General features: G+C 74.2%; 20 protein-coding genes and 2 tRNA genes. 11 read left to right on the forward strand and 11 right to left on the reverse strand.

All coding sequences use genetic code 11. The features are described 5' to 3' along the window. Positions 1-111: 111 nt before the first annotated feature. Both V1L54_RS03185 and V1L54_RS03190 read right to left on the reverse strand, forming a co-directional pair. A tRNA-Arg gene (locus tag V1L54_RS03185) sits at positions 112-184 on the reverse strand. 76 nt (positions 185-260) lie between these two features. Continuing rightward, the gene (locus tag V1L54_RS03190) at positions 261-2,084 is read right to left on the reverse strand and encodes a glycoside hydrolase family 3 protein (RefSeq protein ID WP_330116281.1); all 1,824 of its coding nucleotides are present in this window, start codon (positions 2,082-2,084) and stop codon (positions 261-263) included. A gap of 262 nt (positions 2,085-2,346) precedes the next feature. Here V1L54_RS03190 and V1L54_RS03195 point away from each other — a divergent pair, with 262 nt between their 5' ends. After that, positions 2,347-3,018, forward strand: a complete 672-nt coding sequence (locus tag V1L54_RS03195) for a TetR/AcrR family transcriptional regulator (protein ID WP_330116282.1) — start codon at positions 2,347-2,349, stop codon at positions 3,016-3,018. Positions 3,019-3,191: 173 nt separating this feature from the next. Here V1L54_RS03195 and V1L54_RS03200 read toward each other — a convergent pair whose 3' ends face one another. Continuing rightward, on the reverse strand, positions 3,192-3,713 hold the full coding sequence (locus V1L54_RS03200; protein ID WP_330116283.1) for a GNAT family N-acetyltransferase: 522 nt from the start codon (positions 3,711-3,713) through the stop codon (positions 3,192-3,194). Positions 3,714-3,893: 180 nt separating this feature from the next. Here V1L54_RS03200 and V1L54_RS03205 point away from each other — a divergent pair, with 180 nt between their 5' ends. Then, positions 3,894-4,910 (forward strand): sigma-70 family RNA polymerase sigma factor, encoded by a 1,017-nt coding sequence (locus V1L54_RS03205; protein ID WP_330116284.1) that lies wholly within the window; start codon positions 3,894-3,896, stop codon positions 4,908-4,910. Positions 4,911-5,095: 185 nt separating this feature from the next. On the opposite strand, the gene V1L54_RS03210 is transcribed toward V1L54_RS03205, so the two are convergent. Continuing rightward, on the reverse strand, positions 5,096-6,256 hold the full coding sequence (locus V1L54_RS03210) for a P1 family peptidase (RefSeq protein WP_443076459.1): 1,161 nt from the start codon (positions 6,254-6,256) through the stop codon (positions 5,096-5,098). An 83-nt stretch (positions 6,257-6,339) separates the two neighbouring features. On the opposite strand from V1L54_RS03210, the gene V1L54_RS03215 reads away from it, so the two are divergent. After that, complete coding sequence (locus V1L54_RS03215) at positions 6,340-6,537, forward strand: hypothetical protein (RefSeq protein WP_330116286.1); 198 nt, start codon at positions 6,340-6,342, stop codon at positions 6,535-6,537. 66 nt (positions 6,538-6,603) lie between these two features. On the opposite strand, the gene mscL is transcribed toward V1L54_RS03215, so the two are convergent. From mscL to V1L54_RS03245, 6 genes are all read right to left on the reverse strand, one after another. Beyond that, a complete protein-coding gene (mscL, locus tag V1L54_RS03220) occupies positions 6,604-7,170 on the reverse strand; it encodes a large conductance mechanosensitive channel protein MscL (RefSeq protein ID WP_330116287.1) in 567 nt (188 codons plus the stop codon). Between the two features lie 132 nt (positions 7,171-7,302). Next, a complete protein-coding gene (locus V1L54_RS03225; protein WP_330116288.1) occupies positions 7,303-7,908 on the reverse strand; it encodes an RcpC/CpaB family pilus assembly protein in 606 nt (201 codons plus the stop codon). 262 nt (positions 7,909-8,170) lie between these two features. After that, the gene (locus V1L54_RS03230; RefSeq protein ID WP_330116289.1) at positions 8,171-9,019 is read right to left on the reverse strand and encodes an S-methyl-5'-thioadenosine phosphorylase; all 849 of its coding nucleotides are present in this window, start codon (positions 9,017-9,019) and stop codon (positions 8,171-8,173) included. A gap of 128 nt (positions 9,020-9,147) precedes the next feature. Further along, on the reverse strand, positions 9,148-9,468 hold the full coding sequence (locus V1L54_RS03235; protein ID WP_330116290.1) for an FmdB family zinc ribbon protein: 321 nt from the start codon (positions 9,466-9,468) through the stop codon (positions 9,148-9,150). A gap of 110 nt (positions 9,469-9,578) precedes the next feature. Next, positions 9,579-10,898: an MFS transporter gene (locus V1L54_RS03240; protein WP_330116448.1), complete on the reverse strand. Its 1,320-nt coding sequence runs from the start codon at positions 10,896-10,898 to the stop codon at positions 9,579-9,581. Positions 10,899-11,292: 394 nt separating this feature from the next. After that, on the reverse strand, positions 11,293-12,780 hold the full coding sequence (locus V1L54_RS03245) for a potassium/proton antiporter (protein WP_330116291.1): 1,488 nt from the start codon (positions 12,778-12,780) through the stop codon (positions 11,293-11,295). A gap of 284 nt (positions 12,781-13,064) precedes the next feature. On the opposite strand from V1L54_RS03245, the gene V1L54_RS03250 reads away from it, so the two are divergent. After that, positions 13,065-15,860 (forward strand): penicillin acylase family protein, encoded by a 2,796-nt coding sequence (locus tag V1L54_RS03250; protein ID WP_330116292.1) that lies wholly within the window; start codon positions 13,065-13,067, stop codon positions 15,858-15,860. A gap of 29 nt (positions 15,861-15,889) precedes the next feature. On the opposite strand, the gene V1L54_RS03255 is transcribed toward V1L54_RS03250, so the two are convergent. Continuing rightward, positions 15,890-16,492, reverse strand: coding sequence for a 5-formyltetrahydrofolate cyclo-ligase (locus V1L54_RS03255; RefSeq protein ID WP_330116293.1), 603 nt, complete (start codon positions 16,490-16,492; stop codon positions 15,890-15,892). A 115-nt stretch (positions 16,493-16,607) separates the two neighbouring features. Between V1L54_RS03255 and galU the strand changes: the two genes are divergently transcribed. The 7 genes from galU (at position 16,608) to V1L54_RS03290 (ending at position 22,248) form a co-directional block, all read left to right on the forward strand. Next, the gene (gene galU, locus V1L54_RS03260) at positions 16,608-17,510 is read left to right on the forward strand and encodes a UTP--glucose-1-phosphate uridylyltransferase GalU (protein WP_330116294.1); all 903 of its coding nucleotides are present in this window, start codon (positions 16,608-16,610) and stop codon (positions 17,508-17,510) included. Between the two features lie 3 nt (positions 17,511-17,513). Continuing rightward, positions 17,514-18,950 carry a molybdopterin molybdotransferase MoeA gene (locus V1L54_RS03265; RefSeq protein ID WP_330116295.1) on the forward strand — a complete coding sequence of 479 codons (1,437 nt, stop codon included), beginning with the start codon at positions 17,514-17,516 and terminating at the stop codon, positions 18,948-18,950. A gap of 105 nt (positions 18,951-19,055) precedes the next feature. Further along, entirely contained in the window at positions 19,056-19,595 is a 540-nt protein-coding gene (moaC, locus tag V1L54_RS03270) for a cyclic pyranopterin monophosphate synthase MoaC (RefSeq protein ID WP_330116296.1), read from the forward strand. Further along, positions 19,592-20,104, forward strand: coding sequence for a MogA/MoaB family molybdenum cofactor biosynthesis protein (locus V1L54_RS03275; RefSeq protein ID WP_330116297.1), 513 nt, complete (start codon positions 19,592-19,594; stop codon positions 20,102-20,104). Before moaC ends, V1L54_RS03275 begins: the two co-directional genes overlap by 4 nt. After that, on the forward strand, positions 20,101-20,727 hold the full coding sequence (locus tag V1L54_RS03280; RefSeq protein ID WP_330116449.1) for a GNAT family N-acetyltransferase: 627 nt from the start codon (positions 20,101-20,103) through the stop codon (positions 20,725-20,727). The genes V1L54_RS03275 and V1L54_RS03280 overlap by 4 nt, the downstream gene beginning before the upstream one ends. 171 nt (positions 20,728-20,898) lie before the next feature. Continuing rightward, on the forward strand, positions 20,899-22,059 hold the full coding sequence (gene sepX, locus V1L54_RS03285; RefSeq protein WP_330116298.1) for a divisome protein SepX/GlpR: 1,161 nt from the start codon (positions 20,899-20,901) through the stop codon (positions 22,057-22,059). 115 nt (positions 22,060-22,174) lie between these two features. Continuing rightward, positions 22,175-22,248: transfer RNA gene (locus tag V1L54_RS03290), tRNA-Ala, on the forward strand. Positions 22,249-22,391: the final 143 nt, after the last annotated feature.

Consider the following 22,391-nt stretch of genomic DNA (forward strand, 5'->3'; position numbering starts at 1 on the left):
CCAGGGCTGCGGCGGAGCACGGTGTGCGGCCTGTCGCTGTCCGCCGCGTCACCCTCGGATAGGACATGCCAGAGGCCACCCGGGGACGCCCCTGGGTGGCCTCTGCGCCGGTGCCCCCGGCAGGATTCGAACCTGCGACACCCGCTTTAGGAGAGCGGTGCTCTATCCCCTGAGCTACGAAGGCATGCGCAGACAGGTTAGCGGATCGGGGCGGGGCGTGCCGAACGCGTTGGCGGTGCTTCGGGGAGTGGGCGGGCGGGTCAGTACGTCAGGCCGTGGCCGAAGGGGTGCAGGGTGCCGGTGGCGTCGAGGGTGGGGATGGTGACCGGGAGCTTCCCCGTGGGGGAGAGGTCGCCGTAGAGGGCGCGGACGGCGGCGCGGAGGGAGGGGGCGCCGTAGGAGTAGGTGGCCAGGTAGGCGGGGACGCCGGGGAAGCGGCGGATGTCGTAGGGGTTGCGGACGGCGAGCGCGACGACCGGGCGGCCGGTGTCCGTCAGGGCCCGGACCAGCGCGGCCTGGGCGGCGCCCTGCTCGGAGCCGGCCGCGGCGGCGTTGACGGAGACGAGCACCGCGTCGTGGTCCGCGGCGGCGGAGACGGCCGCGGCGATGAGGGAGTCGGCGGGGACGGCTGCCGTCTCCAGGACGGTGGCGGTCTGGCCGGGGCGGTCGGCGACGGCGTCGGCCAGGGTGCGGGTGGTCTCGGTGCCCCAGCCGGTGACCAGCACCGAGCGGGCTGCGGGGGAGAGGGGGAGGAGGCCGCCGTGGTTCCGGACGAGGGTGACCGTACGGTCGGTGATCGCCTGGGCGTCGGCGCGGTGGCGGGCGCTGCCGACGGCGCGGACGGCGCGCTCCTCGTCCACGTACGGATGGGCCAGCAGGCCGCGGCGGATCTTGTGGACCAGGATGCGCTCCACCGAGGCGTCCAGCCGGGAGAGGGGGATCTCGCCGCCGCGGACGGCGGCCAGGACGGCGCCGTGGGCGGTGTCCGTCTCGGGGGCCAGGACGAGCTGGTCGCACCCGGCCTGCAGGGCCCGGACCGGGGCCACGTCCGGCGGGAACTGCCCGGCGGCGCCGCGCATGTCCAGGGCGTCGGTGACGATCAGGCCGTCGAAGCCCAGCTCCTCGCGGAGCAGGCCGGTGACGATCGGGTGCGACATGGTGGCCGGGACGCCCGACGGGTCCAGGGACGGGACCACGATGTGGGCGGTCATGATCGTGTCGACCCCGGCGGCGACGGCGGCCCGGAAGGGCGGCAGGTCGATGCGGTCCAGTTCCTCGCGGGTGTGGTCGATCCGCGGCAGTCCGGTGTGGCTGTCGGTGTCGGTGTCGCCGTGGCCGGGGAAGTGCTTGGCGGCGGAGGCGGTACCGCCGCGGTGGTGGCCGCGTACGGAGGCGGCGGTCAGCTCCGCGCACAGCCCCGGGTCGGAGCCGAAGGAGCGGACGCCGATGACCGGGTTGGCGGGGTTGACGTTGACGTCGGCGACGGGCGCGTAGTTCTGGGTGATGCCCAGCGCGGCCAGCTCCCGGGCGAGGATCTCGGCCGAGCGCCGGGTGTCGGCCGCCGACCGGCCGGCCGCCAGCGCCATGTTCCCGGGCAGCAGGGTGGCGGGCTCGGTGAGCCGGTAGACGACGCTGCCGCCCTCCTGGTCGACGGAGATCAGCAGCGGTACGCGGGCGCCGCGGGTGCGGGCGGCGCGCTGGAGCCCGTTGGAGAGGCGGGCGGTCAGGCGCGGGTCGGAGACGTTGTCGGGGCCGCGCCGGGCGTCGAAGTAGATGACGCCGCCGGGCAGGTACTTGGCGATCACCTCGGCGGGGGTGTCCACGCCGTACAGGGCGCGGTTGCCGGCGGCGGGCTCGTCGGCGGACCGGCCGTACACCTCGACGACGAACAGCTGCCCGACCTTCTCCTCCAGCGACATGCGGCGCAGGACGGCCCGTGCCCTGGCCCGTACGCCCCGGGAGCGGTCGACGCGGGCGGCACCCGCAGGGGAGGCCAGGGCGGCGGAGGCGGTCAGGGCCGCGGTGGCGCCGAGCAGGCCGGTGGCGAGGGCCTGTCTGCGGGAAGGGGGTGCGGGCTGCGGCATTCGGGGCTCTCCTCACAGGGGGAGGGTGGGCGGCGTACGGGTCGTGGAGCTGTGGCGGGCACATCGTCGCAGCGTGCCGGGCGGGCGGCCAGGGGTGTGGACGACGGGCCGGGAGACGGGTGGTGGGCGGCGGACGGCGAGCGCGCCGTGATGTGACGCGCGTCACATTTGAATGCGGAACAACCGGGGAGGCGGTCCCCGTTTGCGACGTTACCTATTCGAACGGGGGCCCGCCCCCCGGGAGCCCGCGAGAGGGGACGGCATGGCGGCCACCGGCACCACCGCCCCGCGCGGCACCGTCCCGCCCAGGCGCGCGGACGCGGTCCGCAACCGGGAGCGTATCGTCGCCGCGGCCGGCCAGGCGTTCGTCCTGTACGGGTCCGACGCGTCGCTCGACGACATCGCCCGGCGCGCGGGTGTCGGCAACGCCACCCTCTACCGGCACTTCCCGGACCGGGAGGCCCTCGCGTACGAGGTCGTGCTCGCCGTGGTGGAGCGGATCGCGGACCGGGCGCTGGCGGCCCTGGAGGAGTGCGGCCCGGACGGCGGGGGAGTCGATCCCTTCGAGGCGCTGCGCCGCTTCGTCACCGGTGCCGCACAGGAGCGTGTCGGCGCCCTGTGCCCGCTGCTGGACGCGGACTTCGACAGCGAGGAGCCCCGGCTGCTGGCCGCCCGGCGCCGGCTGGAGGGGGCGGTCGAGGAGCTCTTCGAGCGGGCGCGGCGGGCCGGGCGGCTCCGCGCGGACGCCGACACCGGCGATCTACTGATGGCCGTGGGACAGCTCACCCGGCCGCTGCCCGGCGCGGACTGCGCGCGGCTGGAGCGGTTCTCCGGCCGGCATCTGCAGATCTATCTCGACGGGCTGCGCGCCCCGGCGGAGTCCCGGCTCCCCGGGCGGGCGGCGACTCTGGAGGCGCTGCGGCAGGCGGACTGACCGGGCCGTCCGGAGACGGCCCCGCGGGAGACGGCCGGGAGCGCGTGCGCACGCCGCGCCCCGGTGACCGGCCCCCACCGCGGACGACGGGGGTGTTCGCGGTGGGGGCCGGTGTGTGCCGGGTGCCGGGCCGGGCCGGGCCGGCGCGGCGGCGGGCGGTCGGCGGCGGGCGGTCAGGAGTCCAGCGGCTTCTCGTACCAGGCGACGTCCCAGAACCGGCCGAACTTCCGGCCCACCTCCCCGTAGGTGCCGATGTGGCGGAAGCCGAAACGGGCGTGGAGACGTACGGAGGCCGGGTTGGGCTGGGCGATGCCCGCGTAGGCGCGGTGGACGTCCTCGCCGGACAGCGCCTCGAAGAGGTGCTTGTAGAGCAGGGTGCCGACGCCCCGGCCGCGGGCGGTGGGGGAGAGGTAGACGCTGGTCTCCACCGAGGTGGAGTAGGCGGGCTTGGGGCGGAGCGGGCTGCTGGTGGCGTAGCCGAGTACCCGGCCCGTCCCCGTGTCCAGGGCAACCAGGAGGCGGTGGGGGCCGTCTACCGGGTGGGAGAGCAGCCAGGGACGTCTGTCCGCCGCGGTGAGGGGAACGGTGTCGAATGTGATGGGTGTCTCACGGACGTAGTGGTTGTAGATCTCGGTCAGCTCCGGGAGGTCTTCCTCCCCGCCCGCCCTGACCTGCACTTCTCCGCTCCCCGCCATGGAAATCCCCCTTCGCGCGGCGGCGCAGGATACCGCAAGATCGACAAAGTCGATGGGCGGCTTGGGAATTCTGTCCGGATTGAAGTCGTTGTTTCCAGCGAAGCGGGCACCCGAGTGAGAAGACGCCGGGTGGCCGGAACCGCCACCGACCAGTTGTAGACCACTCGTAAGGGAGTACGTATGGCAACCCGTGCCGTCGCCCGTCGTCAGGCCGATAGCAAGGGCACTGGCGAGGCACGCACTGCTCGTACCTCGTCCTCGGGGGATGTCGCGGACCGGGACCTGGTCGGCATGTACCTCGACGAGATCGCCCGCACTCCGCTGCTGGACGCGGCCAAGGAGGTCGAGCTCTCGCTCGCGATCGAGGCGGGCGTGTACGCCCAGCAGATCCTCGACGGCGAGGTCGAGCCCGTCTCGGAGGACTCGCCGAGCGCGACCGCCAGCCGCGAGGAGCTGGCCGCGATAGTCGCCGAGGGCGAGCGTGCCAAGGACGTCTTCATCCGCTCCAACCTGCGTCTGGTCGTCGCCGTCGCACGGCGCTACCCCCGCAGCGGGCTGCCGCTGCTGGACCTGATCCAGGAGGGGAACGCGGGCCTGGTGCGGGCCGTCGAGAAGTTCGACTACCGCAAGGGCTTCAAGTTCTCCACCTACGCGACATGGTGGATCCGGCAGGCCATCACGCGGTCGATCGCCGACCAGTCGCGCACGATCCGGCTGCCCGTCCACCTGGTGGAGGAGCTGGGCCGGATCCGCCGTGTGCAGCGGGAGTTCAACCGCGAGCACGGGCGCGACCCCGAGCCCGCCGAGATCGCCGAGGAGCTTGGCTCGACGGCCGAGCGCGTCACGGACGTGCTCGACTGGGCGCGCGACCCGGTCAGCCTCAACATGTCCGTGGACGACGAGGGCGAGACGCAGTTCGGTGACCTGCTGGAGGACACCTCCGCGACCTCTCCGGAGGACTCCGTGCTCGTGATGCTGCGGCGTGAGGAGCTGGAGGACATGATCGGGCGCCTGGACGACCGCACCGCCTCCATCATCCGCGCGCGCTACGGCATCGAGGACGGGCGCGAGCGCACGCTGACGGAGGTCGGCAAGCAGCACGGCCTGACGCGGGAACGCATCCGCCAGATCGAGAAGCACGCCCTGCTGGAACTGAAGAAGATGGCTCGTGACACGGGCTTCGACGCGGCGGCGTGACCGGACGGGGCACGGCGGAACGCATCGTGCCGCGCGACCCCGGCCCCCGGAACGCCCCCGCAGAAGACCCGCGCCGAACCGGCGCGATCCGCACGACCAGAGCCCCGGCACTCCCCGAGTGACCGGGGCTCTGCCGTGCCCAGGGGATGCCGCCTCCGGTCCCGGAGGCCCTCCCGGTGGTCGGCTCAGGAACGGGGGCGGCCGTAGAGGTCGCGGTAGGCGGGGAACACCCCGCCCGGACCGTCCACGCCCTCCGCGGCCAGCACCGCCTTCACCACGGCCCGTGTCAGGGTGTCGGCACCGGCGGCCAGTACGGCGTTGAACTCCTCGACGGCCTCGAACCCGGTGGGCTCCCCGGTGGCGGAACCGTCGGCCGCCTCCCGCGCGGACGCCGGCCGGGCCCCGGTGGCCAGGGCGAACACGGTGTCCCCGTCGGTGAGCAGATGTACCGGGCGGACCGCGCGGGCCAGCCCGTCGTGCGAGGTGCCCGCCAGCTTGTGCGCCTGGGCGCGGGAGAGCGCGGCGTCGGTGGCCACCACGGCCAGGGTGGTGTTGAGCGGCGCGCGTACGGAGGCGGCCGTACGGCGCTCGGACTCCCGCCGGGCGGCGACCAGCCGGCGCAGCGCCTCGGTGTGCTCGGCCGCGGGGGGCAGGGCCGGACGCCCGCCGCCGTACAGCTCGCCGTAGAGCGCGCCCGTCGCCGGGTCGAGCACCGAGCCCGCGGCGTTGACCACGACCAGCGCGCCCACGGTCGTGCCCGAGGGCAGGACCGCGCTCGCGGTGCCCACCCCGCCCTTGAGGCCGCCCGCCACCGCTCCTGTCCCGGCGCCGACACAGCCCTGGGGCACCGGGCTCCCGGGGGCCGTACGGCCGGCGGCCCCGGCCGCCTCGCGGCCGAGCGCGGCGTCCGGGCGGGACCGCCAGGAGCCGCCGCGGCCGAGGTCGAAGAGGCACGCGGCCGGAACCACCGGCACCACCTGCTCCGGTCCGGGGCCGACCCGGAAGCCGCGGCCCCGCTCCGCCAGCCAGTCCACGACCCCGCAGGCCGCGTCCAGCCCGAACGCGCTGCCGCCGGTCAGCACCACGGCGTCGACGCGCTGCACCAGGTTGCGGGGGTCGAGGGCGTCGGTCTCCCGGGTGCCGGGGCCGCCGCCCCGTACGTCCACCGCGGCCACCGCCCCGCCCTCCGGCGCGAGGACCACCGTCGTGCCCGTCAGCCGGCCGTCGCCCCGGTACCGGGCATGGCCGACCCGCAGTCCCGTCACGTCCGTCAGTGCGTCCAGGGGGCCGGTGGCCTCCGCTGCTCCCGTGCTGCCCGTGCTGTCCGTGGTGTTCATACCGGCCATGGTCCCCGGTACGGCCCCGGGGGTGGCCGCCGCGACGCTCCCGGGGCGGCGGGCCGGGACCGGGGCCGCCGTACCCTGGGGGCATGGACACCCCCGCCACTCCCGGTCCCGGGCACCGCGCCCCGGCGGACCCGGCTTCCGCACTGGACTTCACCGACCCGCTGAGCCGGCCGTCGGGCGACGACACCGACCGGGGCTGGGGCGAGCGGACGGACACGGCGGGCGGCGACGCGGCCGACCTGGCCCGCTTCCTGGAGGAGAAGCCCCCGCACCATCTGTGAGGCAGGAACGCGGGGGCGGACGCGGACACCGGCACGGGTGCGGGTGTACGGCGGGGGATGTCCGGACTACGACCGGCCGGTGCCTCCCGCCGGGCCGCCGCCAGTGGCTCCCGGACCGCCGGGGGCACCGCGCTGCGGGCCCGGCCCGGCCGCGCCCGCCGTCGCGCCCTGCTCGGCGCGGAGGGCGACCAGGGTGTCGCGGATCTCGGCGAGCAGCTCCACCTCGGTCTTCTGGGCGGGCGTCGCGGCCGCCTTCGCCGCCTCCTCGGCGTCCAGGGCGTCCAGCCGCTCCTTGAGCTTGTTCATGGGCACGATCATGAGGAAGTACACGACCGCCGCGGTGATCAGGAAGGTCAGGGAGGCGCTCAGCACCGTGCCCCACTTGATCGTGATGCCGCTGGCGGCCGCACCCGTCGCCTCGTCGACGACGCACGGGCCCTGGAGGCAGGAGTGGTAGCGGTCGAGGTCCTTGGGCCCGATGGAGCCCACCACCGGGTTGATGACGCCCTCCACGACCGAGTTCACGATCTTGGTGAAGGCCGCTCCGATGACGACGGCAACGGCCAGGCCGACCACGTTGCCCCGCATCAGGAAGGCCTTGAACCCGTTCAGGACGCCCTGCTTCTCGCTCAACGGACTGCCTCTCTGCACATGCGCGCCGACCCTCGCCGGCGGAACACAGCACACGCTGCATGATCGCCGCGCCGGCTGTCCAGTTCACGGGTCCGCCCGGGACGGGCCCCGGGAGCGGCCGATCGGTGGAGGTCAGCACAGGACCACCGCCAGCCGGGAGTGTGCGGCGGCCCCGGCGAGCCGGGCCGCCACGGGCCGTGGCACCGAGAGCACCACCAGCGCCCCGGCCTCTTCGCCGGAGGCACCGGAGAGACCGGACGCACCGGAGTCGCCGGAGCCGGGCTCGTCCGGACCGGGACCGGGAACGGCGGCCACCCGCACGTTCCGGGCGACGGTCCGGGCAGGACGGTCGGCCGGTACGCCCGCGGCGGTGCCGTCGACGGCGGTGGCCAGTACGTCCACCCGGTCGCCGGGCCGCAGCAGCCGCACCACGGCGGCGTCCGGAATCCGCACCGGGGCCTCGACCTCGGCCGCCGTGTCACCGCCGTGCCCGGGCGAGGACCGGGCCGATGCCGATGCCGGCGGTACGGGTGGCGCGGGTGGTGCCGGTGCCCGTTCCGCCGCGGGCCGGAGCGCCGAGGGGGCCGACTCCCCGCCGGGCCCGCCGCGCGGCGCCCAGGCCACGGCCACCGTGGCGGCCGCGGCGAGGGAGACGGCCACCGCACGTCTGCCCCGTCCCGCCGTCCGCAGCGGTCCGAGGAGACCGCGCCCGGTGCGCACCGGTTCGAACTCCGGCACGGGACAGGAAGGAGGCGGACAGGAGGACGGCGGAGGGAAAGAGGGCCGGGGGAGGAGCGGAGAGGAGGGGCAGGGGGAGGAGGACACCGCGGTCACCGCCTTGGAGAGGGAACCCCCTCACGATGGCCGGTTCCGCGCGAGTCCGTCGGACCCTGTGGACGGTCCACGGGCTGTGGAAAACTCCGTCACCCACACGGGTCGCACACGTCCCGCACGCCCCATCAGCCGTCCCACGGCGGTCCGTGGGGCAGTCGGGTCGGCCCTACGGCAGCGCGATCCCCGGATCCATGCCGTCCAGCGCGCCCGCGCATCCGCACTCCCGCTCCACCGGCAGCCCGGCCACCACGTCGAAGAGCACCTCGCGCAGCCGTCCGACGTTCTGCGCGAAAACCCTGAGCACCTCCTCGTGCGAGACGCCCTCGCCCGTCTCCGCGCCGGCGTCCAGGTCGGTGACCAGCGCGATCGAGGTGTAGCACAGGGCGAGTTCCCGGGCGAGGACGGCCTCGGGGTGACCGGTCATCCCGACCACGGACCAGCCCTGTGCCGCGTGCCAGCGCGACTCCGCACGGGTCGAGAAGCGCGGTCCCTCGACCACCACCATCGTGCCGCCGTCCACCGGCTCCCAGCCCCGGCCGCGGGCCGCCGCGAGCGCGACCGTACGGCCCGCTCCGCAGTAGGGGTCGGCGAAGGTCAGGTGCACCACGTTCGGCACCGAGCCGTCGGCCAGCGCCTCGCCGTCGTAGTACGTCTGGACGCGTGACTTCGTACGGTCCACCAGTTGGTCCGGGACGACCAGGGTGCCCGGCCCGTACTCGGGGCGCAGACCGCCCACCGCGCACGGCCCCAGCACCTGGCGCACGCCGACCGAGCGCAGGGCCCAGAGGTTGGCGCGGTAGTTGACGTGGTGCGGCGGGAGGTGGTGCTTGCGCCCGTGCCGGGGCAGGAAGGCGACCCGCCGCCCGGCGACCTCGCCGAGGAAGAGGGAGTCGCTCGGTGGGCCGTAGGGCGTCTCCACCGTGAGCTCCGTCACGTCGTCCAGGAAGGAGTAGAACCCGGACCCGCCGATGACGCCTATCTCCGCCTGCGGAGCGCTTCCTGCCTGAGAAGTCATGGCCGTCACCCTAGCCCGCGCGGCGGGTACGCCACCGGATCCCACCGGATCCCACCGGATCCCGCCGCGGCCCGGCGGGGTCCGGCGGCGCTGGGGAGCCGGACGGGGCGTGGAGCCGCCGTGCTGCCTCAGGCCGCCGTCGAGCCCGCCTTGGAGGACGAGCCGCTCGACGAGGACGACGAACCCGACGAAGAGGAGGACGACGAGCTGTCGCTCTTCTTCTCGGCCGAGGACAACGACGAGGCCGAAGACGACGAGCCGCCGGACGAGGAGCCGCGGCTGTCGTTCCGGTAGAAGCCGGAGCCCTTGAAGACGATGCCGACCGCCGAGAACACCTTCTTCAGGCGTCCCGCGCAGCTCGGGCACTCGGTGAGCGCGTCGTCGGTGAACTTCTGAACCGCTTCCAGGCCCTCGCCGCACTCGGTGCACTGGTACTGATAGGTCGGCACTTGCTCCTCCTGGCACTCTTACCTGTGGAGTGCTAACGACGCACCATGGTGCAGCATTCCGGCGGCTTAGTCCACTGCGGACGGCCGACGGTGACCCTCGCCACGTGTCGTCACCCGCTCCGCGTCCTCCGTCCGGAGTCCCCTCCGGAGTCCCCTCCGGAGTCCTGCCCGGGGTCCCGGACGGGCCCCGGGCGGGACGGACGGAAGGAGACCGGCCCCTTCGCCGCCGGGGCGTCCGGTGCCGCGGGGACCAGCCGCCCGCGCAGTACCGCGACGGTCACCAGCGCGAGCGCGGTGGCCAGCGGCGGCACCGCGAACCCGGCGTTCGTCCCGAAGCCGTCCACCAGCTGCCCGGCCGCCGTCGCCGCCCCGGCCTGCCCCAGCGCGACCGCCCCGGTCAGCCAGGTGAACGCCTCGGTGCGGACGGTCGGCGGGGTCAGCCGCTCCACCAGCGTGAAACCGGTGATCAGACTCGGGCCGATGCCCGCGCCGGCCAGCAGCCCGAGAACGGCCAGCGGCACCACCGCGTCCACCGCCCACAGCGGCGCGGTGGCCAGCACCAGCAGCCCGTACGAGACCAGCAGCCGCCGCCGCGGGGACGACCGCCAGGTCAGCGCCCCGTAGCCGAGGCCGGCCAGCATGTTGCCCGCCGCGAAGATCCCGTACAGCACGCCGTTGAGACCCGGCTGCCCGATGTGCTCGGTGTAGGCGGCCAGTGACACCTGCATGCCGCCGAACACCGCGCCGACGCCCAGGAAGGCGACGATCAGCACCCGTACGCCCGGCACCGACAGCGCCGACGCGTGCGGACCGCCGTCCGTCCCGGCGCCCGCGGCGCCCCGGGTGCGGCGGTGAGCCGGTGGCTGGGTACGGCGCCGCGCCGCGAAGAGCAGCCCGCCGACGACGGTGAGGACGCCCTCCGCGGCCAGCCCGGCGGCCGGATGCACCCCGGTGCACAGCGCGGTGGCCAGCACCGGGCCGAGGACGAAGGTCAGCTCGTCGGTGACCGACTCCAGCGCCGCCGCCGTCGGCAGCATCCCGGGGCGGTCCCGCAGCAGGTGCGCCCAGCGGGCCCGCACCATCGGGCCGACCTGCGGCACCGAGGCGCCGGTGGGCACGGCCGTCACCAGCAGCGCCCACAGCGGGGCCCCGGACAGGGCCAGCGAGACCAGCAGGGCGACGGAGGCGGCGTGCAGCGCGATGCCGGGCAGCAGGACGGCGCGCTGGCCGAAGCGGTCGGCGAGCCGTCCGGCGCGCGGCGCGCACAGGGCCATCGCGACCCCGGCGGTCGCGGACACCGTGCCCGCCGCGCCGAACGAGCCGGTGGTGTCCTCGACCAGCAGCACGATGCCCAGGGTCAGCATCGCGAACGGCTGGCGGGCCAGGAAGCCGGGCACCAGGAACGTCCAGGCGCCGGGTGTGCGCAGCAGTTCCCGGTAGCCGGCCTTCCGGGAGGGGCCCCGGGAGGGGCCGCCGGACGCGCCGGGGGGATCCGGTTCAGGGTTGACCGAGGAAGTGACCGTGGTGGTCACGACCTGACCTTTCTGCCGCCTGGTAGCGCGCCCCGGGCGCCGTACGGCGGGCGTACGGCGGCCGCGCGGGGGCGGCCGAGGGCTGTCCTCTCACGCGGGAACCGCGGGCGCGGCACACTGCCGGGCGGCCGGGCGGTCGCGTCAGCCCTGCATCAGGCGGAGTCGGAGCTCCGGAAGTCGGACGAAGTCGGGTTTCAGGTTAACCCACCGCCCACCGGCGGGCAGGGGAGGCGGGCGGGCCGCGGACGTCCCGGCCGGGCTGACGGGCAGCCGGCCGGGACGGGCGGGTGCCTCAGCGCCGGGAGCCGCCCAGCGCCGTGCTGCCCGCCGCCCCCAGCCAGCCCGCCAGCTTGCCGCCGCGCCCCACGGCCATCAGCCGCCGCTCGGCGGCCTCGCGCACCTCGTCGGTGGCGATCACCAGCAGCTCGTCGCCGTGCCGCAGAACGGTCGTCGGTCCCGGTACGAAGCTGCTGTCCCCCCGCACGATCAGGGTGACCGCGGCTCCTTTCGGCAACCGGAGCTCGCCGACCTCCACGTTGTGCATCCGCGACCCCCGCGGGATGCCGACCGAGATCAGATGGCCGCGCAGCCGCTCCAGCGGGGCCGACTCGATCTCCAGGTCCATCGCCTCCTCGTTCCCGCCCAGGCCCAGCTTCCGTGCGACCCAGGGCAGGGTCGGCCCCTGGATCAGGGTGAAGACGATGACCAGGACGAAGACGATGTTGAAGATCCGGTCGCTGTCCCGCCCGGGGGAGGACATGGGGATCGTCGCCAGGATGATCGGTACGGCGCCGCGCAGCCCCGCCCACGACATCAGCGCCTGTGCCCGCCAGGGCAGCCGGAAGGGCAGCGTGCACAGCACGACCGACACCGGCCGGGCCACCAGGGTCAGCACCAGGCCGATGACCAGGGCGGCCCCGAAGTCGTCCAGCAGTTCCGACGGGGTGGCCAGCAGCCCGAGCAGGACGAACAGCCCGATCTGCGCGATCCACGCCATGCCGTCCGCGAAACCGCGGGTGGCCGGCCGGTGCGGCAGCCTGGCGTTGCCCAGGACGATCCCGCAGATGTAGGTCGCCAGGAAGCCGCTGCCCTGCGCCAGGGTGCCCCCGGCGTACGCCAGGACGCACAGCGCCAGCACCGCGATCGGGTACAGGCCCGAGGCCGGCAGGGCCACGTGCCGCAGTGCGTACTCGCCGAGCTTTCCGACGAGGATCCCGGCCACCAGACCGATGGCCAGCTGCAGCGCGATGTTCCCGAGCAGGACGTACCAGGAGTCCACCGGCCCGGCCATCGAGAAGGCGACGACCAGGATGACCACCGGGGGATCGTTGAACCCGGACTCCGCCTCCAGCGTCCCGGCCAGCCGCCGGGGCAGCGGCAGCCGGCGCAGGACCGAGAAGACCGCCGCCGCGTCGGTCGAGGAGACGACCGAACCCATGATCAGCGCCAGCCGCCAGTCCAGCCCCACCAGGTAGTGGGCGCCCGCCGCGGTGATCACGACGCTGATGCAGACTCCCACGGTGGCCAGCACGGCGGCGGAGGAGGCGACCGGGCGGATGTCGCGCCACTTGGTGCTCAGCCCGCCCTCGGAGAGGATCACCACGAGAGCGGCGTAGCCGAGCACCTGGGTCAGTTCGGCGTCGTCGAAGCTGATGCCCAGCCCGTTCTCCCCGAGGGCGATGCCGAGCCCCAGATAGATCAGCAGGCTGGGCAGGCCGGTGCGCGAGGAGAGCCGGACCGCCGCGACGGCGACGAGCAGGACGAGCGAGCCGATCAGCATGAGTTCGTTGAGGCGGTCGACAGTCAGAGGGCGGGTCCTTCCGTGCGTACGGGCGGGCGTACCGGGGCGGGCGTCCGGGACGGGCCCGCGGAACGGGCGTGCGGAACGTTCATAAGGGGTGAAACGGCCGGACTCCGACCGCCGAAAGTCATTTGTCTGCCTAACAATTTACCATTGCTTGAAGGTCGCCGCCCTGTTGCCCGGGCTCCCTGCCGACCCGGGGCCTGTCTCGTCCTATGGTTGCTCCAGCACTCCTGGTCCCACCCTGCCCGCGAAGGACAGCGATGCCCGCCAAGAAGACCTCACGACGCGCCCGTTTCTCCGTGATCGCAGTCGTGCTGCTGCTCGTGGCGGGTCTCGGCTACGGGACGTACTGGGGCGTGGACACCGTCCGCGCGTCCTTCCCGCAGACCACCGGTTCGCTCCAGCTGGACGGCCTGTCCGCCCCGGTGACCGTCAAGCGCGACGGCCACGGCATACCCCAGCTCTACGCCGACAGCGCCGAGGACCTCTTCCGGGCCCAGGGCTACGTCCACGCCCAGGACCGCTTCTGGGAGATGGACGTACGGCGGCATCTGACGGCCGGCCGGCTGTCGGAGATGTTCGGCGAGGACCAGGTCGAGACCGACGCCTTCCTGCGCACCCTGGGCTGGCGGAAGGTGGCGGAGGAGGAGTACGAGAGCAAGCTGTCGGAGACGACGAGGAAGTACCTGCTGGCGTACTCGGAGGGGGTCAACTCCTACCTCGCGGACCGCGGCGGCGCGGAGCTCTCCCTGGAGTACGCCGCCCTCGGCCTCGTCAACGACTACGCGCCGCAGGAGTGGACGCCGGTGGACTCCGTCGCCTGGCTCAAGGCCATGGCCTGGGACCTGCGCGGCAACATGCAGGACGAGATCGACCGCGCCCTCCTCGCCGGCCGGCTGGAGGAGCGGCAGATCGAGGAGCTGTACCCGGACTACCCGTACGAGGAGAACAAGCCGATCGTCCGGGAGGGCGCGGTGGACCCCGCCCAGGAGGCCTTCGACCCCGAGAGCGAGGCTCCTCCCGGCGGGGAGGCGGACGGGGGCACCGGTGAGGGCACCGGCACTGCGGACGGGTCCGCCGACGGCACCGGAACCCAGGGCACCGGCACTGCGGACGGGTCCGCCGACGGCACCGGCACCCCCGACGGCGTACGGACGCAGCTCACCGGCCTCTCCGACGTCCTCGACCGGCTCCCCGCCCTGCTCGGCCCCAACGGCAGCGGCATCGGCTCCAACTCCTGGGTCGTCCACGGCAAGCACACGACCACCGACAAGCCCCTGCTGGCCAACGACCCGCACCTGGCCCCGCAGCTGCCCTCCATCTGGTACCAGATGGGCCTGCACTGCAACGAGGTCGGCGAGGACTGCCCCTTCGACGTCGCGGGCTTCACCTTCTCCGGCATGCCCGGCGTGATAATCGGCCACAACCAGGACATCTCCTGGGGCTTCACCAACCTCGGCGCCGACGTCACCGACCTGTACCTGGAGAAGATCGAGGACGGCAAGTACCTCTACGACGGGAAGCGGATCCCGTACGAGACCCGCCAGGAGACCATCAAGGTCGCCGGCGGCAAGGACCGCACCATCACCGTCCGCTCCACCCGCCACGGCCCGATCGTCTCCGACCGCAGCGCGGAACTGGGCACCGTCGGCGACCACGCCCCCGTCGGCGACCGGGCGCCCGACCGCGGCAAGGGCTACGCCGTCGCGCTGCGCTGGACCGCGCTGGAGCCGTCCAACACCATGGACGCCGTCTTCAAGCTCAACGGGGCGGGGGACTTCGAGGAGTTCCGCGCCGCCGCCGCCGACTTCGCCGTCCCCTCCCAGAACCTGCTCTACGCCGACACCGAGGGCAACATCGGCTACCAGGCCCCCGGCCGCATCCCGATCCGCGGCAAGGGCGACGGCCGCTACCCGGCGCCCGGCTGGGACCCGGACTACGAGTGGACCGGCCACATCCCGCAGGCCGAACTGCCCTGGGAGTACAACCCCGAGCGCGGCTACATCGTCACCGCCAACCAGGCCGTCATCGACGCGGAGAAATACCCCTACCTGCTCACCGAGGACTGGGGCTACGGCGCGCGCAGCCAGCGGATCGAGGAACTCATCCTGCTGAAGATCAAGGACGGCGGCAGGGTCTCCACCGAGGACATGGCGACCATGCAGCTCGACAACAGCAGCGAGATAGCCGCCGTCCTGGTGCCCCACCTGCTGAAGATCGACGTCAAGGACCCCTACGTCCGCGAGGCGCAGGAGCTGCTGGAGGGCTGGGACTACACCCAGGACGCCGACTCGGCCCCCGCCGCCTACTTCAACGGCGTGTGGCGCAACCTCCTCAAGCTCTCCTTCGGCAACAAGCTCCCCAAGGAGGTCCGGGTCGAGGGCGAGTGCCTGCGCGTCCGCCCGGCCGACGAGTCCGGCCCCCTGGAGGACCTCGACGGCACCGTCCGCACCGTCCGCGAGTGCGGCATGCGGAGCCCGGAGACCGCGCAGCCGGACGGCGGCGACCGCTGGTACGAGGTCGTGGAGAACCTGCTGGACGAGCCCACCAGCGGCTGGTGGACCCCCGGCAGCCGGTACGAGGCCGACGCGGGCGACCGCGACGAGCTGCTGGCCCGCGCCATGAAGGACGCCCGCTGGGAGCTGACCACCAAGCTCGGCAAGGACATCGACACCTGGAGCTGGGGCCGCCTGCACCGGCTGATGCTGAAGAACCAGACGCTGGGCACCGAGGGCCCGGGCTTCGTCCAGCACCTGCTCAACCGCGGCCCGTGGAACCTGGGCGGCGGCGAGGCGGCCGTCAACGCCACCGGCTGGAACGCGGCCGGCGGCTACGAGGTGGTCTGGGTGCCGTCGATGCGCATGGTGGTCAACATGGCCAGGCTCGACGAGTCCCGCTGGATCAACCTCACCGGCGCCTCCGGCCACGCCTACCACTCGAACTACATCGACCAGACGGACCTGTGGGCCGACGGGGAGATGCTGGACTGGCCGTTCGGCGAGGAGGCCGTGGAGAAGGCCACCGAGGACAAGATGGCCCTCACCCCCGAGCCCTGACCTGACTTGACCGGACGCGGACGCCCGGGTCACGCCGTGAAGCGGTGCACCCCCTCGGGGGTCACCGCGGCGTGCACCGGCCGGTCGTGGGGCTCGGCGGGCACCTCCTCCGCCAGCAGCTCGCCGGTGTGGAGCAGCACCACCCGGGCCGGGGCGGCACCGGCGGCCTCCAGGCGGGCCAGCACCCGGTCGTAGCTGCCGCCGCCCCGCCCCAGCCGCGTCCCGCGCCGGTCCACGGCCAGCCCCGGCAGCAGTACGGCGCCGGCCGCCGTCACCGCGTACGGTCCCAGCCGGGGACCGGTGGGCTCCAGCAGCCCCCGGCCGGCCCGTGCCAGGGAGCCGGGGCCCTCGTACACCGCCCAGTCCAGGTCGTCGTCGGGCAGCAGCACCGGCAGCAGCACCCGTACGCCGCGCCCGCGCAGCGCGTCCAGCAGCTCCGGGCTCCCCGGCTCGCGGCCGACCGGGACGTACGCCGCCACGGCGCGCGCGCCGGTCAGCTCGGCCAGCCCCAGGGCGTGCCGGACGACCGCCCCGGCGGCCCGCCGCAGCTCCTCCTCCGGCAGCGCCGCCCGCGCCGCCAGCAGGGCGCGCCGCAGCGCGCGCTTGTCCGCGGCGGTGCCGCCCTCGCCCATGGTGATCGCTTCCTCTCGCCCTTCCGCGGAACCGTCCGTGGACGGCCGGCCGTGGATCGCGGCGGACCCGCCGGACCTGCGGGTTGTGCGTCCGGTCAACGGATATGGTGCTGACATGACTACCTCACGTGCACGGATCACCAAGGCCGTCGTCCCGGCCGCCGGGCTCGGTACCAGGTTCCTGCCGGCCACGAAGGCGACTCCCAAGGAGATGCTGCCGGTCGTCGACAAGCCCGCGATCCAGTATGTGGTGGAGGAGGCCGTGACCGCCGGGCTCCCCGACGTCCTCATGGTCACCGGCCGCAACAAGCGCCCCCTGGAGGACCACTTCGACCGCAACTACGAGCTGGAGGAGGTCCTGCGGAGCAAGGGCGACGAGGACCGGCTCACCCGGGTCCAGGAGTCCACCGACCTGGCCACCATCCACTACGTGCGCCAGGGCGATCCCAGGGGCCTGGGCCACGCCGTGCTGTGCGCCGCCCCGCACGTCGGCGACCAGCCCTTCGCCGTCCTCCTCGGCGACGACCTGATCGACCCGCGCGATCCGCTGCTGTCCCGGATGATCGAGGTGCAGGCCTCCTACGGCGGCAGTGTCGTCGCGCTGCTGGAGGTCGAGCCGGAGAACATCCACCTCTACGGCTGCGCGGTCGCCAAGCCCACCGGCGACGACGACGTGGTGAAGGTCTCCGACCTGGTGGAGAAGCCGTCCCGGCAGGACGCCCCCAGCAATCTCGCCGTCATCGGCCGCTACGTCCTGGACCCGGCCGTCTTCGACGTGCTGCGCCGGACCGAGCCGGGCCGCGGCGGCGAGATCCAGCTCACCGACGCCCTCCAGACGCTGGCCGCCGACCCCGCCATCGGCGGGCCGGTGCACGGCGTGGTCTTCAAGGGCCGCCGCTACGACACCGGCGACCGCGCCGACTACCTGCGGGCCATCGTCCGGCTGGCGTGCGAGCGCGAGGACCTCGGCCCGGAGTTCCGGGCCTGGCTGAGCGACTTCGTGAACAAGGAGCTGTAGGACTTGAGCGAGACCTGGTCCGTCGACGAGCACCTGGCCGACATCCTGCGGTCGGTGCGGCCCCTGGAGCCGATCGAGCTGCAACTGCTCGACGCCCAGGGCTGCGTCCTCGTCGAGGACGTCCTGGTGCCCGTCTCCCTGCCGCCCTTCGACAACAGCTCCATGGACGGCTACGCCGTGCGGGTCGCCGACGTGGCCGGGGCGAGCGAGGACGACCCGGCGGTGCTCCAGGTCGTCGGGGACGCGGCGGCGGGCACCGGGCGGGCGCCGGAGGTCGGCCCGGGCCAGGCGGCCCGGGTCATGACCGGCGCCCCGCTGCCGCCCGGCGCCGAGGCCGTCGTTCCCGTGGAGTGGACCGACGGCGGCACCGGCGGCGGCCCCGCCGACGCCATGGCCGCCCACCGCGCCGACCCGTCCGGGGCGGGCGGCGAGGTCCGTGTCCACCGGCCCGCCGAACCCCGGCAGTACGTGCGGGACAAGGGCAGCGACGTACGCGCCGGCTCGGTCGCGCTGACCGCCGGCACCGTGCTGGGCCCGGCGCAGATCGGTCTGCTGGCCGCCATCGGCCACGGCACCGTCACCGTACGGCCGCGCCCGCGCGTGGTGGTGCTCTCCACCGGCAGCGAGCTGGTCCCGCCCGGCTCGCCGCTGGGCCACGGGCAGATCCACGACTCCAACAGCTTCGCCCTGACCGCCGCCGCCCGGGCCGCGGGCGCCATCGCCTACCGCGTCGGCGCGGTGGCCGACGACGCGCCCGCGCTGCGCGAGGTGATCGAGGACCAGCTGGTGCGCGCCGACGCCGTGGTGACCAGCGGCGGGGTGAGCGTGGGGGCGTACGACGTGGTGAAGGAGGCGCTGTCCGACCTGGCGGGTACGGCGCTGGGCGGTGCCGAACCGGCCCGCCCCGGGGACGGGGACTCCGCCGGGCCCGCCGACGCCGACGGACCCGGACCCGGACCCGAGCCCGAACCCGAGCCTGAGTCCGCCCCCGCCCCCGCCCCCGCCCCCGCCCGCGGTGTGGAGTTCCGCCGGCTGGCGATGCAGCCGGGCAAGCCGCAGGGCTTCGGCCTGGTCGGCCCCGACGGCACCCCTCTGTTCGCCCTCCCCGGCAACCCGGTCAGCTCCTACGTCTCCTTCGAACTGTTCGTCCGGCCCGCCCTGCGCGCCCTGATGGGTCTGGAGCCCGTCTCCCGCCCGACGGTCCGCGCCCGCGTCGAGTGCGACGGGCCGCTCACCTCCCCCGGCGGCAAACGGCAGTTCCTGCGCGGCCGGTACACCCCGCCGGCCCCCGGTGAGGAGACCGGCACGGTACGCCCGGCCGGTGGCGCGGGTTCCCACCTGACGGCCTCCCTGGCGCGTGCCGACGCGCTGATCGTGGTACCCGAGCAGACCACCGGGGTAGCCCGGGGCGACGAACTGGAGGTCGTGCTCCTGGACTGAGCCGACCGCCCTCGGCGCCTGCGGGTACCGTTGTCGGTTGTCGTTCGGCAGTTGTACGGCAGCTGATCGGCAGTCGACCGGCACGGATCGCCGCACAGGAGAGTGATGAGCAGCGCGCAGCAGGGGAGCACCACCGGCAGTCCGCCCGGCGGTCCCGGCGAGCCGGCCGGCCCGGCCGGGCGCCTCACCCACGTCGACGAGACGGGGGCCGCCCGGATGGTCGACGTCTCGGCCAAGGACGTCACCACCCGTACCGCCCGCGCCACCGGCCGGGTGCTCGTCGCGCCGCGCGTGGTGGAGCTGCTGCGCGGCGCGGGCGTGCCGAAGGGTGACGCGCTGGCCACCGCCCGGATCGCCGGGATCATGGGCGCCAAGCGCACCCCCGACCTCGTCCCCCTGTGCCACCCGCTGGCACTGTCCGGGGTCAAGGTGGACCTGGTGGTGGCGGACGACGCGGTGGAGATCACAGCGACGGTGCGCACCACCGATCGCACGGGGGTGGAGATGGAGGCGCTGACGGCCGTGTCGGTGGCGGCCCTCACCGTCGTGGACATGGTCAAGGCGGTGGACAAGGGCGCCGTCATCACGGAAGTGCGGGTGGAGGAGAAGACCGGGGGCGCCTCCGGGGACTGGAGCCGGTCGTGAACCCGGGTTCCCCGTCCCCCGTACGCCGCGCCCTGGCCGTCACCGTCTCCAACCGCGCCGCCGCGGGCGTCTACGCCGACACCACCGGGCCGCTGCTGGCCGGGGCCCTGGCGGGGCTGGGCTTCGCCACCGACGGGCCGCGCGTCGTCCCGGACGGCGAGCCGGTGGCCGGGGTGCTGCGCGAGGCGGTCGCCGACGGCTACGACGTGGTGCTCACCACCGGCGGCACCGGCATCTCCCCGACCGACCGCACCCCGGAGATGACCCGCTCCGTACTGGACCACGAGATCCCCGGCATCCCCGAGGCGATCCGCGCGGCCGGCCTCGCCAAGGTCCCCACCGCCGCGCTGTCGCGCGGCACCGCGGGGGTCGCGGGCACCACACTGATCGTCAACCTCCCCGGCTCCGCCGGCGGTGTGCGCGACGGGCTGGCCGTCCTGGAGAAGCTGCTGGTGCACGCCGTGGACCAGCTCCACGGCGGGGACCATCCCAGGAAGGACCAGAGCTGAACGCGTTCTGGCCGGTCGAACTGGCGGACGGGGACGTCGCCCTCCGTCCCATAAGGCTGCGCGACCACCGCGCCTGGCGCGAGGTCAACCACCGGAACCGTGAGTGGCTGCGCCCCTGGGAGGCCACCGTCCCGCCCGCCCTGCCCGGCCGGCTGCCGCCGCGCCGCCCGACGTACCGGCAGATGGTGCGTCACCTGCGGGCGGAGGCGCAGGCGGGCCGGATGCTGCCGTTCGTCGTCGAATACCAGGGGCGGCTGGCCGGTCAGCTGACGGTCGCCGGGATCACCTGGGGGTCGATGTGCTCGGGCCACATCGGCTACTGGGTCGACCACGAGGTGGCCGGGCGCGGGGTGATGCCGACGGCGGTCGCGCTCGCCGTGGACCACTGTTTCCGCACGGTCGGACTGCACCGGATCGAGGTCTGCATCCGTCCCGAGAACGGGCCGAGCCGCCGGGTGGTGGAGAAACTCGGATTCCGCGAGGAGGGGCTCCGGCCGCGTTATCTGCACATCGACGGCGCCTGGCGGGACCATCTGGTGTACGCGCTGACGACGGAGGACGTCCCCGAGGGGCTGCTGCACCGCTGGCACCGGAGGTCCAGGCCAGGTGCGCCGCGAAAATAAAATAAATGTTCGATTTCCCTGTCCGGCGGCGACCTCCTGATTACTCGTCGTACATAATTGCGGAAAAGTGATCCGACAAACACAAAAAACGGTAGAGATATCAGCCAGATCGTGCGACACACCGCGCCAATTGGCCTATGGCTCCCGGGAAATCCCTCTACCGTGTGGGGGGTGAGCAGCAGCGGCCTCATCTACGCAGTCATCGTCGGGGCCTGGGCCGCCTACCTCGTGCCGATGTGGCTCCGTCGGCAGGACGAGCTCAACGAAGCCCGTCCGACGGAGCGCTTCAGCACCGCCATCCGGCTGCTCTCCGGCCGAGCGGCCATGGAGCGCCGCTGCGCCAGGGAGCTGGAGGCGGCCGGGCGCGAGGAGGGCGACCTCGCGGTCAGCGGGGCGGGCACCGACGACGACGCCACGAGCCTGCCCGCCGACGGTGTGGCGGGTGTGGACGTCCGCGCCCTCGCCGACCCCGTGACCGAACACCACGAGATCCTCTCCCGCACGGCGATCAGCCGCGCCGAGGCCCTCACCCAGGTGCGCCCGCACCCGGAGCGCGCCGGACGCACCGGCCGCGGTGACCGCGCCGGCGACCCGGGCCGCCGCAAGCGGGCCAGACTGCTGGCCCGCCGCCGCCGTACCACCATGGGGCTCTTCCTCGCCTTCACGCTCGGCGCGATCGTCGCCGCGGTCGGCGGGGTCGCCTTCCTGTGGGCCCCGGCCATCCCGGCCGGGCTGCTGAGCGCGTACATCGCCCATATGCGGGCCCAGGAGCGCCGCCGCTTCGTCGTCGTCATGGACCGCCGCCGCGCCGAGGCCGCCGCCCGCCGGCTGCGCGAGAACCGGGCCGCCCGTGCCGACCGGGCCGCCGCGCCGCCGACCGCCCCGGAGCAGCAGTCGAAGCCCGGGGCCGAGGCCGCACCCGCCTCCGCGCCCGCGCCCGTCCCCGACACCGACCCGAGAGCCGCCGCCGAGCGGCGGGCCCTGGTGGAGCAGACGGACCACGCCGAGTGGGTGGACTCCCAGCGGCGCGAGCGTACCCCCGGCTCGGCGGACGGCGGCTGGGAGCCCACGCCCGTACCGCTGCCCACCTACGTCAACGCCCCGGTCGCCCCGCGCACCGCCGACGGCGTGAACCTGGACGCCCCGGACACCTGGAGCTCGGCCCGCTCCGCCACGGCCCCGACGCCGGCCCCGACCTCGGCCCAGGCGCCCGCCGCGCCGTCCGGCCGGTCCGACCGGAGCCGGTCCGACCGGTCCTCCGCCCGGCGCAGCCAGACCCCGCTGTTCGACCAGTACGCCGACGAGGACCGCCCGCGCGCCGCCAACGAGTGACCCGTCCGCCCCGCCCCTCCCCGGCTCCTTCCCCGGCGGCCGGTCCGGGGCATGACCAGCGGGGAACGGATTTCCGCGCACGGCGGTGGGGATGCTAGGGTTTCACCCGTTGCAGGGGCCTGTAGCGCAGTCCGGTAGCGCACCTCGTTCGCATCGAGGGGGTCAGGGGTTCAAATCCCCTCAGGTCCACAACCGACTGTTCTCGAGTCAGCTCAGGAATGGTGACGAGATCCCGTCCGATCGCAAGATCGGGCGGGATCTTCGTCGTTTCGGGGATCGTTCGACGCCTGTTCGGGGTGGTGGATGGTGGCGCATCGGGTCCGGCGGGTCGC

The sequence above is a fragment of the Streptomyces rubellus genome (assembly GCF_036323805.1).
In the GTDB taxonomy this organism is placed as follows: domain Bacteria; phylum Actinomycetota; class Actinomycetes; order Streptomycetales; family Streptomycetaceae; genus Streptomyces.